Genomic DNA, 13218 nt, shown 5'->3' on the forward strand with positions numbered 1-13218 from the left:
TGGATTGCGCGCTGCACAGTTAGAATAGCCGCCACTTTACGCCAGAAGCGACCCGCCATGACCGATCTGACGCTTTATCACAATCCGCGCTGCTCGAAATCCCGAGGCGCGCTGGAACTTCTCGAGGCCCGTGGCCTGACCCCGAACGTGGTGCGTTACCTCGAAACCCCGCTGAATGCGGTGCAAATCAAGGCACTGCTCGGCAAGCTCGGCATCAGCGCACGGCAACTGCTGCGCACGGGAGAAGATGAATACAAAATGCTTCAGCTGGCCGACACGAGCCTCAGCGAAGCGCAATTGATTGCCGCCATCGCCGAACACCCGAAACTGATGGAACGACCGATTCTGGAAGTCGGCAACAAGGCCGTGATCGGCCGTCCACCGGAGCAGATTCTGGAGTTGCTGCCGTGAGCACGCCGTACATTCTGGTTCTGTATTACAGCCGCAACGGTTCGACCAATGAAATGGCCCGGCAGATTGCCCGCGGCGTCGAACAGGCTGGCCTTGAAGCGCGCCTGCGTACCGTACCGGCGATTTCCAGCGAGTGTGAGGCGGTCGCCCCGGACATACCGGAAGACGGTGCGCTCTACGCCACCCTCGATGACCTGAAGAACTGCGCCGGCCTCGCCCTTGGCAGCCCGACGCGTTTCGGCAACATGGCCGCGCCGCTCAAGTACTTCCTCGACGGCACCAGCAACCTGTGGCTGACCGGCGCTCTGGTGGGTAAACCGGCCGGCGTCTTCACCTCCACCGCCAGCCTGCACGGTGGCCAGGAAACCACCCTGCTGTCGATGATGCTGCCGCTGTTGCACCACGGCATGCTGATCACCGGCCTGCCGTATAGCGAGTCGGCGCTGCTGGAAACCCAGGGCGGCGGTACGCCGTATGGCGCCAGTCATCACGCCGGGGCCGATGGCAAAAAAGGTCTCGATCAGCACGAGATGGCGCTGTGTCGCGCACTCGGCGCACGCCTGGCCAAGACCGCGCAAAAACTGGAGGGCTAAGGGTGGCGAAGAAGCCGAAAGTCCTGCCCTCCGTCGAGTGGCTCGAACCCCGCGTCAAGGCGATGCGGATCGTCAGCCTGTTGTGCTTCTTCGGCCTCGCCGGGCTGCTTGCCGCTTACTACCTGGTGTTCGCCGACCTGCACGGCGCCCGACCGTGGGTGATCCTGCTGGTCGAGCTGATCCCGTGGCTGATCCTTGCGCCGGGGATGCTGATGGGCAACGCGCGTGCGCACTCGTGGATGTGCTTTGTGGTGAATCTGTATTTCATCAAGGGCGCACTGGCAGCGTATGACCCGAACCGGCAACTGTTTGGCGTGCTGGAGATGGCCGCGAGCCTGGCGTTGTTCTGCTCGGCGCTATTGTATGTGCGGTGGCGGTATCAGTTGAATCGCAAGCTGGCTGGCGAGGGCGAGATTTCCGTCGCCTGAGCTGACGCCTTCGCGAGCAAGCCCGCTCCCACAGTTTTTGTGTCGATCACAATATTGTGTTTCAACAAGGATCCTGTGGGAGCGGGCTTGCTCGCGAATGGGGCGACGCGGTCTTAATGGTTGACGGTGTACGCGAGCATCATCGAAATCTGGCTCATCGGCCGCCCGCCACTCTGTTCATGCCACTGATTGAACGCGTTCTGCACAATCGCCAGATCGCGCAGACTGGTCGGCGCCTTGTCGACGATCTTCTGTGCATTCAGCGCCGCGACCACGTCATAGCTCGGCACGAACGTGTCCTTGCCGACCATGCGCAGGAAGCGTGGCGCCGACAGCCCGCCCAACTGACTCCCATGCTTTTTCAGGTAGGTCCACAGACCGACGATATCGGTCACCGGCCAGTCGGCGATCAGCGCGCCGAAACTGCCCTTGTCTTTCTCGACATCGAGGATGAACTGGGCATTGCGCGGCACGCTCTTGAGCTTGCCCAGGTGGCGGATGATGCGCGCGTCCTGCATCAGGCGTTCGAGGTGTTCGGCGCTCATCAGCACGACTTTTTCCGGGTCGAACCTGAAGAACACTTCTTCGAAGGCCGGCCACTTGGCGTCCACCAGGCTGTGCTTGAGCCCGGCGCGAAACACGCGCAGGGCCATGGTCGAGAGGTAACGATCGTCGCTGATCTTGCGCAGTTGCGCGGGAGTCTTGGGAACGGGCAGATGGGCTTCCAGTTCAGCCGCCGAACCGAAGCGGTTCAGACAGTATTCGTGCAGCCACTTGTAATCGCGCATGCCCTCTCCTATTGAATGAAACAAAAAACCAATGTGGGAGCGGGCTTGCTCGCGAAGACTGAGTGTCAGTCGGCGCATATAGCGACTGATACACCGCCTTCGCGAGCAAGCCCGCTCCCACAGGGACAGTGTTTACAGATTGACGACGTTGACGAAGCGCGAAGCCGCGGTCTCGTCGATCTTCAGGCTGGTGAAGTCGAACAGGTTGCGGTCGGCCAGTTGCGACGGCACCACGTTCTGCAGACTGCGGAAGATGCTTTCAGTTCGGCCCGGAGTCTTGCGCTCCCAGTCCTGAAGCATTTCCTTGACCACCTGACGCTGCAGGTTTTCCTGCGAACCGCAGAGGTTGCACGGGATGATCGGGAATTCCTTGAAGTCCGAGTAGGCCTGGATGTCTTTCTCGTTGCAGTACGCCAGCGGACGGATCACCACGTTACGCCCGTCGTCGGCGCGCAACTTCGGCGGCATCGCCTTGAGGGTGCCGTTGAAGAACATGTTGAGGAAGAACGTCTCGACGATGTCGTCACGATGGTGACCGAGGGCCATTTTGGTCGCGCCGATTTCGTCGGCAAAGGTGTACAGCGTGCCGCGACGCAGGCGCGAGCACAGCGAGCAGGTGGTCTTGCCTTCCGGCACCAGCTCCTTGACCACCGAGTAGGTGTCCTTCTCGACGATGTGGTACTCGACGCCCAGCTCTTTCAGGTAGGCCGGCAGTACGTGCTCGGGGAAACCCGGCTGCTTCTGGTCCATGTTCACTGCGACGATCTCGAACTTGATCGGTGCAACCTTCTGTAGGTGCAGCAGCACGTCGAGCATGGTGTAGCTGTCTTTGCCCCCGGACAGGCAGACCATGACCTTGTCGCCGTCTTCGATCATGTTGAAATCGGCGACCGCTTCGCCGGCCAGGCGGCGCAGGCGCTTTTGCAGTTTGTTCTGGTTGACCGTAAGAGTGCCCATGACGCGAAATCCGTGAGGTGTGACGAAAGGCGGGCATTTTACGCAAAAACCCGGGGAGCGCGAAGGGCCGTGGGTCTGTCACTTTCAACCGATCCCCTGTGGTGAGGGAGCTTGCTCCCGCTGGGGTGCGAAGCGCCCCCAAACCTGCAGCCGTTATTTTCCTGACTCACCGAACCGCAAGGATTGGCGACTGCTGCGCAGCCGAGCGGGAGCAAGCTCCCTCGCCACAGAGTCGATCCGGCCTCAAATGTGCAAGACCCTGCCGCGATTACACCCCGTGTTTACAGCGCAATTTGCTCTAAGCCCCTAGTCCCTGTGCGGTTAAGACCTTTCTATACTGCGACATAAGGTCGCACACAATCTGAAGACCTGAATTTGCTCGGCCACCTTTGGCCCGTAGGCGCTCCGTTGGGGGGCGATGGCAATAACAAGAGGAGTGACTGGCATGATCCATCACGTAGTGGGACTTTTTACCCACCCCGATCAGGAATGGAAGGAAATCCGTGGCGACCAAGAGGAAAGCATCAGCCACATGTACCTGACGCACACGCTGATCCTGGCGGCGATTCCGGCGGTTTCGGCGTTTATCGGCACCACTCAGGTCGGCTGGGTGATCGGCAATCGCGCACCGGTGATGCTCACCGTCGAAAGTGCGATCTGGATGACCGTGATGTCGTACCTGGCGATGCTCGGCGGGGTCGCGGTGATGGGCGCGTTCGTGCACTGGATGGCCCGCACCTATGACGCCAACCCGAGTCTGGCCCGTTGCGTGGCATTCGCCACCTACACCGCGACACCGTTGTTCGTCGGCGGATTGGCGGCGCTGTATCCGCACATGTGGCTGGGAATGATCGTCGGCACGGCGGCCATCTGCTACACGGTGTATCTGCTGTACGTGGGGCTGCCAACGTTCATGAACATTCCGTCGGACGAAGGCTTCCTGTTTTCCAGCTCAGTGCTGGCGGTGGGTCTGGTGGTGCTGGTGGCCATCATGGCGTTCACCGTGATTGTCTGGGGCCTCGGCGTGGGGCCGGTGTATACCAACTGACAAGCTTCACCCCAGAGAAAAACAAGATCTGCCAATACAGGCCGCCGCAAGGCGGCCTTCTCGTTTGGCGGATGACCATTCGGCAGGTCAGCGATTCGCAAGTCAGGAACGTTGCGGCATACTCGACGCCTCTGGAGATCCATCAAGCATGCCCGAGCAACTCAATACCCGCGTCGAAGACTGTTACCAACTCGCTGAAGCCTTTTTCAAACGTCATTTCCAACGCCCGGTCGTCAGCCTCAAGCTGCGCGGGCAAAAAGCCGGTGTCGCGCATCTGCACGAGAACCTGCTGCGCTTCAACCCGCAGCTGTACCGGGAAAACACCGAACACTTCCTCAAGCAGACCGTGGCCCACGAAGTCGCGCACCTGATCGCCCATCAACTGTTCGGCGACCGCATCCAGCCGCACGGCGAGGAGTGGCAACTGATCATGCGCGGGGTTTACGAACTGCCGCCGGATCGCTGCCACACCTACGCAATCAAACGCCGCAGCGTGACCCGCTACATCTACAAATGCCCGTGCGCCGACAGTGATTTTCCGTTTTCGGCGCAGCGTCATAGCCTGGTGCGCCAGGGGCGACGGTATTTATGCCGTAGATGCCGCAACACTTTGGTGTTCAGTGGTGAGATGCGGGTGGAATAGCCGGTTTGGTGTTGTCGCCGCCGACGCCTTCGCGAGCAAGCCCGCTCCCACATTTTGAAATGCATTCCCCTGTGGGAGCGGGCTTGCTCGCGAAAGGGCCGGCACAGACGCTAGAGAATCACCTTGGCACGCCGCAACTCGGCAATCCGCTCAGCATCAAACCCCAACTCCCCCAACACCTGCTCAGTATGCTGTCCCAACCCTGCGCCGACATGCCGCGGCGCCGGCAGCGCTTCGGAGAACTTCAGCGGACAGGCGATCTGCGCCTGGGTCGTGCCATCGCCACGCGGCACCTGGGTCACCAGTTCACGCGCCTGCAACTGCGGATGCTGCACCGCCTCGCTCAGGTTCAAGACCGGTTCGACACAGGCATCGACCTCGGCAAACAACGCGCGCAGCTCGGCAAAGTCGTGCTTCTCGAATTCGACTTTCAACGCATCCTTCAATAACCGTTGCTGCTCGGGTTTCGGCGACAAGCCCTGCGCCGCCAGCTCCGGCCGGCTCAACGCCGTACACAGCTGCTGCATGAACCCCGGTTCCAGACTGCCTACTGACAACCAGCGCCCGTCGCGCGAGCGGTAGTAGTCGTAGAAGCTGCCGCCATTGAGCATCTGCTCTTCCCAATGCGGTTCGTCGCCACAGGCCAGATAGCCGGCACCGGCCATGGCATTCAGGCTGAAGGCGCAATCGGTCATGCTCACGTCCAGATGCGTGCCCTGCCCGGTCTGCTGCCGGGCGATGACCGCCGCCAGCAGGCCGATCACCCCGTGCAACGATCCGCCCGCCACATCCGCCACCTGCATGCCCAGCGGCAACGGCCCGCTGTCGGCGCGGCCGGTGTAACTGGACAGACCGGCCAGCGCCAGGTAGTTGATGTCATGCCCGGCGCGATCCTTGTACGGCCCGGTCTGGCCGTAGCCGGTGATCGACACGTAAATCAGCTTCGGGTTGATCGCCCTCAGCGCCTCATAACCCAGACCCAGACGCTCCATTACACCGGGGCGGAACTGCTCGAGGACAATGTCGTAGTCGGCCAGCAACTGCCTGACCACCTCCAGCGCCTCAGGCTGTTTGAGATCCAGCGCCAGACTGCGCTTGTTGCGGTTGAGGTAAGCGTGGCTGGCGGACACACCTTGATCATGCGGCGGCAGCATCCGCAGCAGGTCCATGCGCGTCGGTGATTCAATGCGCAGCACCTCGGCGCCCATGTCCGCCAGCAACAGCGAGGCGAACGGCCCTGGCAGCAGGGTCGAGAAATCCAGAATTTTCAGTGAGGTCAGCGGCGCGGACATGGGCGAACTCCTTGGGCGATGCACCCAGCCTAGGCAGCGCTGCCGCGCACGGCAATCACCGGATGCATCAGCGGCAGTGACCGTAATGCTCAAATCGCAGGCAATAAAAAACCCCTGTAGCGAGGGGATTCATCCCCGATGGACTGCGCAGCAGTCCCCCTTCTATCTAAGAAGGGGCCGCTTCGCGACCCATCGGGGATGAATCCCCTCACCACAAGGGCTCTCAGACTCCAGCATTACACTGGAGCCAATTCAGATTACTTGACGTTGCTCGGAGTAGCACCTTCAGCCACACCCAGGTCATCTTCCGGACGGGTATCGGCGATACCGCGACCACCCGAAGCCAGCTCGGATTGCAGCACGTCGGTGTCCAGCTCTTTCACCCACTTGGCAACCACGATGGTCGCGACGGCGTTGCCGACCAGATTGGTCAGGGCGCGGGCTTCGGACATGAAGCGGTCGATACCGAGGATCAGCGCCAGACCGGCCACCGGCAGGTGACCGACCGCCGACAGAGTGGCGGCCAGCACGATGAAGCCCGAACCGGTCACACCGGCGGCACCTTTGGAAGACAGCAGCAACACCACCAGCAGGGTGATCTGATGGGTGATGTCCATGTGCGTGTCGGTGGCCTGAGCAATGAACACTGCAGCCATGGTCAGGTAGATCGCGGTACCGTCGAGGTTGAACGAGTAACCGGTCGGGATCACCAGACCCACGACGGATTTCTTCGCGCCCAGACGCTCCATCTTGATCAGCATGCGTGGCAGTACCGATTCCGAGGACGAGGTACCGAGTACGATCAGCAGTTCTTCACGGATGTAGCGGATCATCTTCAGCACGCTGAAGCCGTGCATGCGGGCGATGGCACCCAGCACGATCAGGATGAAGGCCAGGCAGGTGATGTAGAAGCAGGCCATCAGTTGACCCAACTGCACCAGCGAGCCGACACCGTAAGCACCGATGGTGAACGCCATCGCGCCGAAGGCACCGATTGGCGCGAGCTTCATGATCATGTTGATGATGTTGAACATCACGTGGGCGAAGCGATCGATGAAGTCGAGGATCGGACGGCCATAGTCACCCAGGCGATGCAGGGCGAAACCGAAGATCACCGAGAACATCAGCACTTGCAGGATGTCACCGGTGGCGAACGCGCCGACGATGGTGGTCGGGATCACGTTGAGCAGGAAGCCGACTACGCTCTGGTCTGCGCCTTGCTGCACGTAGGTCGCGACTTTCGAGGCGTCGAGGGTGCTGACGTCGATGTGCATGCCGTTGCCCGGCTGCACGATGTTGACCACGATCAGGCCGACCAGCAGGGCGATGGTCGAAACGATTTCGAAGTACAGGAGTGCATAACCGCCGGTCTTGCCGACCGACTTCATGCTTTGCATGCCAGCGATGCCGCTGACTACGGTGCAGAAGATGATCGGGGCAATGATCATTTTGATCAGCTTGATGAACCCGTCACCCAGTGGCTTTACCGCCACACCGAACTGCGGGTAGTAGTGACCAAGGGCAATACCGATGATGATCGCGACGATCACCTGGAAATACAGAGATTTGTACAGTGGCTGACGAGTCGTCATTGCAAGTGTCCTCAAGCGTCCCGCGGGCAACATCCATCTGTTGGGCGCAGAACCTGAATTGCGAACCCTCCTGCACTGGAGGGATTTGTTGTTCGAGCGGCGTTTTTCCCGCGGGATAGACGCACACTTCTGTCGCTCTTATCGCAAACGCCGTGCCACTTTGGTGCAATTCGCTGCAAGCCTTTTGATATCAGGGGATGCAGAGTATTTTTTGTCACTGCTCGGTGACGCCAGTGTGGCGGATTTCCGCCAAGTCAGCGGCTCTCGTCCTACAATTTGGCGGAAATCCGCCTTGTTGCCCTGCGCATGCCCCGGCTACCATCCAGCGCCTGAGGAAGGATCTGCCGCTTATGCGCGAACGTACCATCGCCAGTCATTTCGCCCGCGCCGCCCTCGGTGGCGCGCGCCGTTCGGGGTTCGACTATGCGCCGCTGCTGCAGCAACTGGGCATCAGTCCCGAGTTGCTCGATGAACCCCGGGCGCGAATTGCACCGGAGCAATTCACCCAACTGATCCAGAGCCTGTGGCTGGCGCTGGATGATGAGTACCTGGGCTTCGGCAACGTACCGAGCAAACCCGGCAGCTTCGCGATGATGTGCCACGCCCTGATCCACTGCCGCAACCTGGAGAAGGCACTGCAACGCGGTTTACTGTTTTATAGCCTATTCCCGGGAGCCCCGCGCCTGGACCTGAGCCGCGAAGACGAATGGGTGCGCCTGAGCCTCGATGATTCGCAGTTATGGGACCCGGATCACTTTCTCAGCGAGAGCCTGCTGGTGATCTGGCATCGCCTCGGCAGTTGGCTGATCGGCCAGCGGATTCGTCTGGAGCAGGCCACCGTCAGTTACCCGAAACCGGCGCACGGTGCCGAGTACGACCTGTTATTCCCCTGCCCTTTGGTGTTTTCCGCCCAGCAGAGCAGCCTGTTGTTTCACAGTCGCTATCTGCACATGCCGCTGTTGCAGGACGAACGCACCCTCAAGCACTTTCTCGAACGCTCACCCGCCGACCTGCTATCGCGCCCGGACGACGGCGACAGCCTCAGCAGTCGCCTGCGCCGCTTGCTCAGCCGCGACAGTGCGCAGTGGCCGGACCTCGAAGCGGTGGCCGCGCAGCTGCACATCAGCCCGCAAACCCTACGTCGGCATTTGCGTGAGGAAGGCAGCAGTTTTCAGGAATTGAAGGATCAGTTGCGCCGCGACATCGCGATCTATCATCTGGGACGGGCGGATCTGTCGTTGCAACAGATTGCCGAGCAGTTGGGGTTTTCCGAGCCCTCGGCGTTTCACCGGGCGTTCAAGAAATGGACCGGGCTGACGCCGGGGGCGTATCGGGCGCAGGAGCAGTAAGACACCGCGGAGTTTTGCGCCGAGGCGGCTGGCCCCTTCGCGAGCAAGCTCGCTCCCACAGGGGAAGGGCGAGCGCCGCCGATTCAATGTGGGAGCGAGCTTGCTCGCGAAGAGGCCCGAAAGGCACCGACTAAACCGCAGGAAACTGAATTCTGAACGCCGCCCCGCCCATCGGCGAATCCCCGAGCATCAGCTTGGCGTTGTAGCTTTCGATGATGTCCTTGACCACCGCCAGCCCGATGCCCTGCCCCGGATGCTGACGATCCAGACGCTCACCACGCTCGAGGATCCGCGCGCGCTGATTCGGCGGCACACCGGGGCCGTCGTCCTCAATGCACAGCTCGATGCCGGTGAGGCTCTCGCGCACGCTGATGCGCACTTCACCCAGGCACAGGCGATAGGCGTTTTCCAGCAGGTTGCCCATCATCTCCAGCAGCGCGCCCTGCTCGATCGGCACGTAACAGTGCTCCGGCAGATCGAAGGCCACCCGCACGTGTTTGTCGCGGTAGACCTTGTCGAGGGTGTCGCACAGGCTTTTGAGCACCGGTTGCAGCCGCACCTGGTGGCGCACCAGGCCGCTTTTGCGCAGGCTGGCGCGCTGCAGTTGATAGCTGATCTGCTGGCTCATGCGCTCGATCTGGGTTTGCAGCACCCAGGCTTGATCGCGATCTTCCGGGCGTTGGGCCATGTCTTCACTGACCCCTTGCAGTACCGCCAACGGGGTTTTCAGGCTGTGCGCCAGATCATCGAGGGAGTCACGGTAGCGGCTGCGCTGCTGGCGCTCACTGTGCAGCAGACGGTTGAGCGAGCCGGTCAGGCGCAGCAGTTCGCGCGGGTGTTGTTCGCTGAGGCTTTCGCGAGTGCCGCTTTCGATTTCGTCGAGCTCCTGACTCAACCGGCGCAAGGCTTTCAAACTCCAGGTCAGGCCAATCCACAACAGCGCAAGCAAGACAAACAGTGCAGCACCAAAGCCCAGATAAAGGTTGTCGCGCAGGCCTTCGAGCGTCGATTCGTACTCGTGCACCGGTTGCAGGGTCACAAAGCTGAATGCCGCACTCTTGCCCCCGAGCAACTTGACTTCGACGTCGTAGACAAAAAATTCCTGACCGCTGGCCTGGCGAATCCGCGCGAACTCATTGCCCATGCCGTCGTAACGCGGCTTGTAGTTGATCTGCCCTTCTTCTGTGCCCTTGGAGCGCCAGACCAGATGCCCCTCGCGATCATAGATGTAGCCCAGCAGACGCCCGTCAGTAAGGTTGAATCGCTCGTCAGGCAACTGCGCCGGCATCTGCAGGCGACCGTTCTCGATACGTGCCGCCGAAATCAGCGTGGTCACATCCGAGGCCAGGCGCTGCTCGATCGAGTCCTGCAATGCCAGGCTGAACGCGCCTTGCATGGCCGGCAGCAAGCCAAGCATGAACAACACCGCCAACGTGGTGGCGGCGAGCATCAAACGAACGCGAAGAGAACGAATCAAGTGCAGCGCTCATTGAACAGGTAGCCGAGACCGCGCACGGTGTCGATCGGTTTGAACCCGCCCGGTCCTTCGAGCTTGCGGCGCAGGCGGCCGACCAGCACTTCGATCACGTTCGGATCGCGCTCGTCGTCATCCGGATAGAGCTGCTCCATCAGGCGATCCTTGGGCACCACTTGCTGGTGGTGGCGCATGAGGTATTCGAGGATGCGGTATTCGTAGGCAGTCAGCGCCAGCGGCTCTGCATCCAGCGATGCCTGCTTGCGATTGAGGTCCAGCAACAGCGGTCCGGCGACGATGGTGGACTGGGTGAAGCCGCTGGAGCGACGCAGCAAGGCGTTGAGTCGCGCCTCGAGTTCTTCGAACTGGAACGGCTTGACCACGTAGTCGTCGGCACCGGCCGCCAGGCCTTCGACCTTGTCTTGCCAGTTGCCGCGCGCGGTGAGGATCAGGATCGGAAACGTCTTGCCGGTCGAGCGCAACTGCCGGATCAAGTCCAGACCGCCCATGCCTGGCAGCCCGAGGTCGATGACCGCCAGATCGAAGTTGAACTGTCCGGTCTGGTACAGCGCCTCTTCGGCATTGGCCACGGACTCGACCACGTGACCGCTCTCCGTCAGGCGGGTTTGCAGGTGATGGCGCAACAGCGCTTCATCTTCGACGACCAACAGTTTCATAACGCTCTCCCGGGCAAATCAAAAAGCTCCAACGTCAACAGCATACTTGTGAGGGCGAGTCTGCTCGCGAAGGCGACGGCACAGGCGACAACTTTCTCATTGCTGTTCGATAGGCTGCAAGGTTAGCAAGCCGCCCCTGTACCTGCCCTGAACACTCGGTGAACCTGCACTGAATCAAATCGACTAGGCTGTCCTGACCACTTTCGATAAGGAGACCGACCATGCGCCTGTTCCTCGCCCTCGCCTTGCTCACCGCCAGCAGTCTGGCCAACGCCGCGATCAAGACCCAGGAGATTCCCTACCAGAGTGCCGACGGCACCAAACTGATCGGCTACTACGCCTACGACGACGCGATCAAGGGCAAACGCCCTGGAGTCGTCGTGGTGCATGAATGGTGGGGCCTTAACGATTACGCCAAACGTCGCGCCCGCGACCTCGCCGAACTGGGCTACAGCGCGCTGGCGATCGACATGTACGGCGAAGGCAAGAACACTGAGCACCCGAAAGATGCGATGGCGTTCATGCAAGCCGCGACCCAGGATGCTGCGGCCTCCAGCAAACGTTTCGAGGCCGGGTTGAACCTGCTGAAAAAGCAGCCGCAGACCGACGTCAATAAAATCGCCGCCATCGGTTACTGCTTCGGCGGTGGCGTGGTGCTCAACGCCGCGCGTCAGGGCGAGCCGCTGGCGGGCGTGGTGAGTTTCCATGGTGCGCTGGCGACCACCACACCGGCGACGCCCGGCAGTGTGAAGGCAAAGGTTCTGGTCGAGCACGGTGCGCTGGACAGCATGGTCACTCCAGACAACGTCACCGCGTTCAAATCCGAGATGGACAAGGCCGGCGCCGACTACACATTCGTCAGCCTCGACGGCGCCAAGCATGGCTTCACCAATCCGGATGCCGATCGCTTGAGCCACGGCGATCATGGTGGCCCGGATATCGGTTACAACAAGGCGGCCGATGAAAAATCCTGGGCGGAAATGAAGGCGTTCTTCCAGAAAATCTTTGGCTGACATTGCCCCTGTGGCGAGGGAGCTTGCTCCCGCTCGGCGGCGAAGCCGTCGCAAAAACCTGCCGACGCGGTTTACCTGACAGACCTCGTCCACAGATTTGGGGGGCTTTGCCCCCAACGGGAGCAAGCTCCCTCGCCACAAAAGTGTGCAGCCTCTACCCAGTCGTGGCTTCAACCGGCAAAATGCCCGCCATGAATTCCAGCCCGATCCTCCCCGCCTGCTGCACCCCGCTCGACGCCCATTGGCCGTTGCCCAACGTGTTGCCCGAGACCGTGCTGCTCAGTACCCGTTTCGACCCGAAGCAACTGCTGGGCGATGACTTCCAGCGCAGCGCCATCGAGCCGCCGCCGAGCATTCAGCGCTCGGTGGCCAAACGGCAGGCCGAGTTTCTTGCCGGGCGAATCTGCGCCCGGGCTGCGCTGCAGCAACTGGAAGGCTCAAGCGTGATTCCGGCGATTGGCGAAGACCGCGCACCGGTGTGGCCGGCGCACATCTGCGGCTCGATCACTCACAGCACCGGACACGCGGCGGCGATTGTCGCCAACAAGCAACACTGGCGCGGCTTGGGCATGGATCTGGAAAACCTGCTCGAGACCGAGCGCGCCGAACGCCTGGCTGGGGAGATTCTGACGCCGCCGGAGCTGCAACGCATGGCCGCCGGTGCGCGGGAACAACTGGCGTTACTGGTGACCCTGACGTTTTCGGTGAAAGAGAGCCTGTTCAAGGCGCTGTACCCGATTGTGCAGAAGCGTTTCTACTTCGAGCACGCCGAGGTGCTGGAGTGGACGGAGCAGGGTCAGGTCCGGTTGCGTCTGCTGACTGACTTGTCTGGCGAATGGCGTCATGGCACCGAGCTGGAAGCGCAATTTGGTGTGCAGGATGGGCAGTTGTTGAGTCTGGTCAGCATTCCGGCCTGAGGATTTTTCGGCGACTGTTGCACCGCCTTCGCGAGC

Annotated in this window: 14 protein-coding genes; 8 read left to right on the forward strand and 6 right to left on the reverse strand. The window is 61.2% G+C overall.

What is annotated here, in order from left to right; all coding sequences use genetic code 11:
• Positions 1 to 57 precede the first annotated feature (57 nt).
• The 3 genes from arsC to KCG87_RS20925 are packed head-to-tail and all read left to right on the forward strand — an operon-like array spanning position 58 to position 1432.
• A complete protein-coding gene (arsC, locus tag KCG87_RS20915; RefSeq protein WP_098965083.1) occupies positions 58 to 411 on the forward strand; it encodes an arsenate reductase (glutaredoxin) in 354 nt (117 codons plus the stop codon).
• Complete coding sequence (wrbA, locus tag KCG87_RS20920) at positions 408 to 1004, forward strand: NAD(P)H:quinone oxidoreductase (RefSeq protein WP_139054871.1); 597 nt, start codon at positions 408 to 410, stop codon at positions 1002 to 1004. The genes arsC and wrbA overlap by 4 nt, the downstream gene beginning before the upstream one ends.
• A gap of 2 nt (positions 1005 to 1006) precedes the next feature.
• The gene (locus KCG87_RS20925; RefSeq protein ID WP_135296356.1) at positions 1007 to 1432 is read left to right on the forward strand and encodes a DUF2069 domain-containing protein; all 426 of its coding nucleotides are present in this window, start codon (positions 1007 to 1009) and stop codon (positions 1430 to 1432) included.
• A 113-nt stretch (positions 1433 to 1545) separates the two neighbouring features.
• Here the strand turns inward: KCG87_RS20925 and KCG87_RS20930 are convergent, their stop codons facing one another.
• Together KCG87_RS20930 and ttcA are read right to left on the reverse strand one after the other, a co-directional pair.
• Positions 1546 to 2220 carry a DNA-3-methyladenine glycosylase I gene (locus tag KCG87_RS20930; protein ID WP_098965089.1) on the reverse strand — a complete coding sequence of 225 codons (675 nt, stop codon included), beginning with the start codon at positions 2218 to 2220 and terminating at the stop codon, positions 1546 to 1548.
• A 132-nt stretch (positions 2221 to 2352) separates the two neighbouring features.
• Entirely contained in the window at positions 2353 to 3177 is an 825-nt protein-coding gene (ttcA, locus tag KCG87_RS20935; protein ID WP_007968702.1) for a tRNA 2-thiocytidine(32) synthetase TtcA, read from the reverse strand.
• A gap of 445 nt (positions 3178 to 3622) precedes the next feature.
• Here ttcA and KCG87_RS20940 point away from each other — a divergent pair, with 445 nt between their 5' ends.
• A complete protein-coding gene (locus KCG87_RS20940; protein ID WP_007917515.1) occupies positions 3623 to 4225 on the forward strand; it encodes a Yip1 family protein in 603 nt (200 codons plus the stop codon).
• 148 nt (positions 4226 to 4373) lie between these two features.
• Positions 4374 to 4868, forward strand: coding sequence for a SprT family zinc-dependent metalloprotease (locus tag KCG87_RS20945; protein ID WP_003227192.1), 495 nt, complete (start codon positions 4374 to 4376; stop codon positions 4866 to 4868).
• Between the two features lie 110 nt (positions 4869 to 4978).
• On the opposite strand, the gene KCG87_RS20950 is transcribed toward KCG87_RS20945, so the two are convergent.
• Entirely contained in the window at positions 4979 to 6160 is a 1182-nt protein-coding gene (locus KCG87_RS20950; protein WP_210558878.1) for a CaiB/BaiF CoA-transferase family protein, read from the reverse strand.
• Positions 6161 to 6417: 257 nt separating this feature from the next.
• Positions 6418 to 7752: a dicarboxylate/amino acid:cation symporter gene (locus tag KCG87_RS20955; RefSeq protein WP_027612291.1), complete on the reverse strand. Its 1335-nt coding sequence runs from the start codon at positions 7750 to 7752 to the stop codon at positions 6418 to 6420.
• Between the two features lie 350 nt (positions 7753 to 8102).
• On the opposite strand from KCG87_RS20955, the gene KCG87_RS20960 reads away from it, so the two are divergent.
• Positions 8103 to 9101, forward strand: a complete 999-nt coding sequence (locus KCG87_RS20960) for an AraC family transcriptional regulator (protein ID WP_210558877.1) — start codon at positions 8103 to 8105, stop codon at positions 9099 to 9101.
• 130 nt (positions 9102 to 9231) lie between these two features.
• On the opposite strand, the gene KCG87_RS20965 is transcribed toward KCG87_RS20960, so the two are convergent.
• Positions 9232 to 10578, reverse strand: coding sequence for an ATP-binding protein (locus KCG87_RS20965; protein ID WP_098965094.1), 1347 nt, complete (start codon positions 10576 to 10578; stop codon positions 9232 to 9234).
• Positions 10575 to 11252 carry a response regulator transcription factor gene (locus tag KCG87_RS20970; RefSeq protein ID WP_134787108.1) on the reverse strand — a complete coding sequence of 226 codons (678 nt, stop codon included), beginning with the start codon at positions 11250 to 11252 and terminating at the stop codon, positions 10575 to 10577. Before KCG87_RS20970 ends, KCG87_RS20965 begins: the two co-directional genes overlap by 4 nt.
• A gap of 221 nt (positions 11253 to 11473) precedes the next feature.
• Here KCG87_RS20970 and KCG87_RS20975 point away from each other — a divergent pair, with 221 nt between their 5' ends.
• Complete coding sequence (locus tag KCG87_RS20975; protein WP_210558876.1) at positions 11474 to 12265, forward strand: dienelactone hydrolase family protein; 792 nt, start codon at positions 11474 to 11476, stop codon at positions 12263 to 12265.
• A 191-nt stretch (positions 12266 to 12456) separates the two neighbouring features.
• On the forward strand, positions 12457 to 13182 hold the full coding sequence (locus tag KCG87_RS20980; RefSeq protein WP_210558875.1) for a 4'-phosphopantetheinyl transferase: 726 nt from the start codon (positions 12457 to 12459) through the stop codon (positions 13180 to 13182).
• Positions 13183 to 13218 lie beyond the last annotated feature (36 nt).

The organism is Pseudomonas sp. MWU347 (genome assembly GCF_017947305.1).
Classification (GTDB): domain Bacteria; phylum Pseudomonadota; class Gammaproteobacteria; order Pseudomonadales; family Pseudomonadaceae; genus Aquipseudomonas; species Aquipseudomonas putida_A.

Excerpts from the sequence above, each read along its gene's own strand:
- arsC (WP_098965083.1), top strand. The coding sequence starts at position 58 with ATGACCGATCTGACGCTTTATCACAATCCGCGCTGCTCGAAATCCCGA.
- KCG87_RS20930 (WP_098965089.1), bottom strand. The coding sequence starts at position 2,220 with ATGCGCGATTACAAGTGGCTGCACGAATACTGTCTGAACCGCTTCGGT.
- ttcA (WP_007968702.1), bottom strand. The coding sequence starts at position 3,177 with ATGGGCACTCTTACGGTCAACCAGAACAAACTGCAAAAGCGCCTGCGC.
- KCG87_RS20940 (WP_007917515.1), top strand. The coding sequence starts at position 3,623 with ATGATCCATCACGTAGTGGGACTTTTTACCCACCCCGATCAGGAATGG.
- KCG87_RS20945 (WP_003227192.1), top strand. The coding sequence starts at position 4,374 with ATGCCCGAGCAACTCAATACCCGCGTCGAAGACTGTTACCAACTCGCT.
- KCG87_RS20950 (WP_210558878.1), bottom strand. The coding sequence starts at position 6,160 with ATGTCCGCGCCGCTGACCTCACTGAAAATTCTGGATTTCTCGACCCTG.
- KCG87_RS20955 (WP_027612291.1), bottom strand. The coding sequence starts at position 7,752 with ATGACGACTCGTCAGCCACTGTACAAATCTCTGTATTTCCAGGTGATC.
- KCG87_RS20960 (WP_210558877.1), top strand. The coding sequence starts at position 8,103 with ATGCGCGAACGTACCATCGCCAGTCATTTCGCCCGCGCCGCCCTCGGT.
- KCG87_RS20970 (WP_134787108.1), bottom strand. The coding sequence starts at position 11,252 with ATGAAACTGTTGGTCGTCGAAGATGAAGCGCTGTTGCGCCATCACCTG.
- KCG87_RS20975 (WP_210558876.1), top strand. The coding sequence starts at position 11,474 with ATGCGCCTGTTCCTCGCCCTCGCCTTGCTCACCGCCAGCAGTCTGGCC.
- KCG87_RS20980 (WP_210558875.1), top strand. The coding sequence starts at position 12,457 with ATGAATTCCAGCCCGATCCTCCCCGCCTGCTGCACCCCGCTCGACGCC.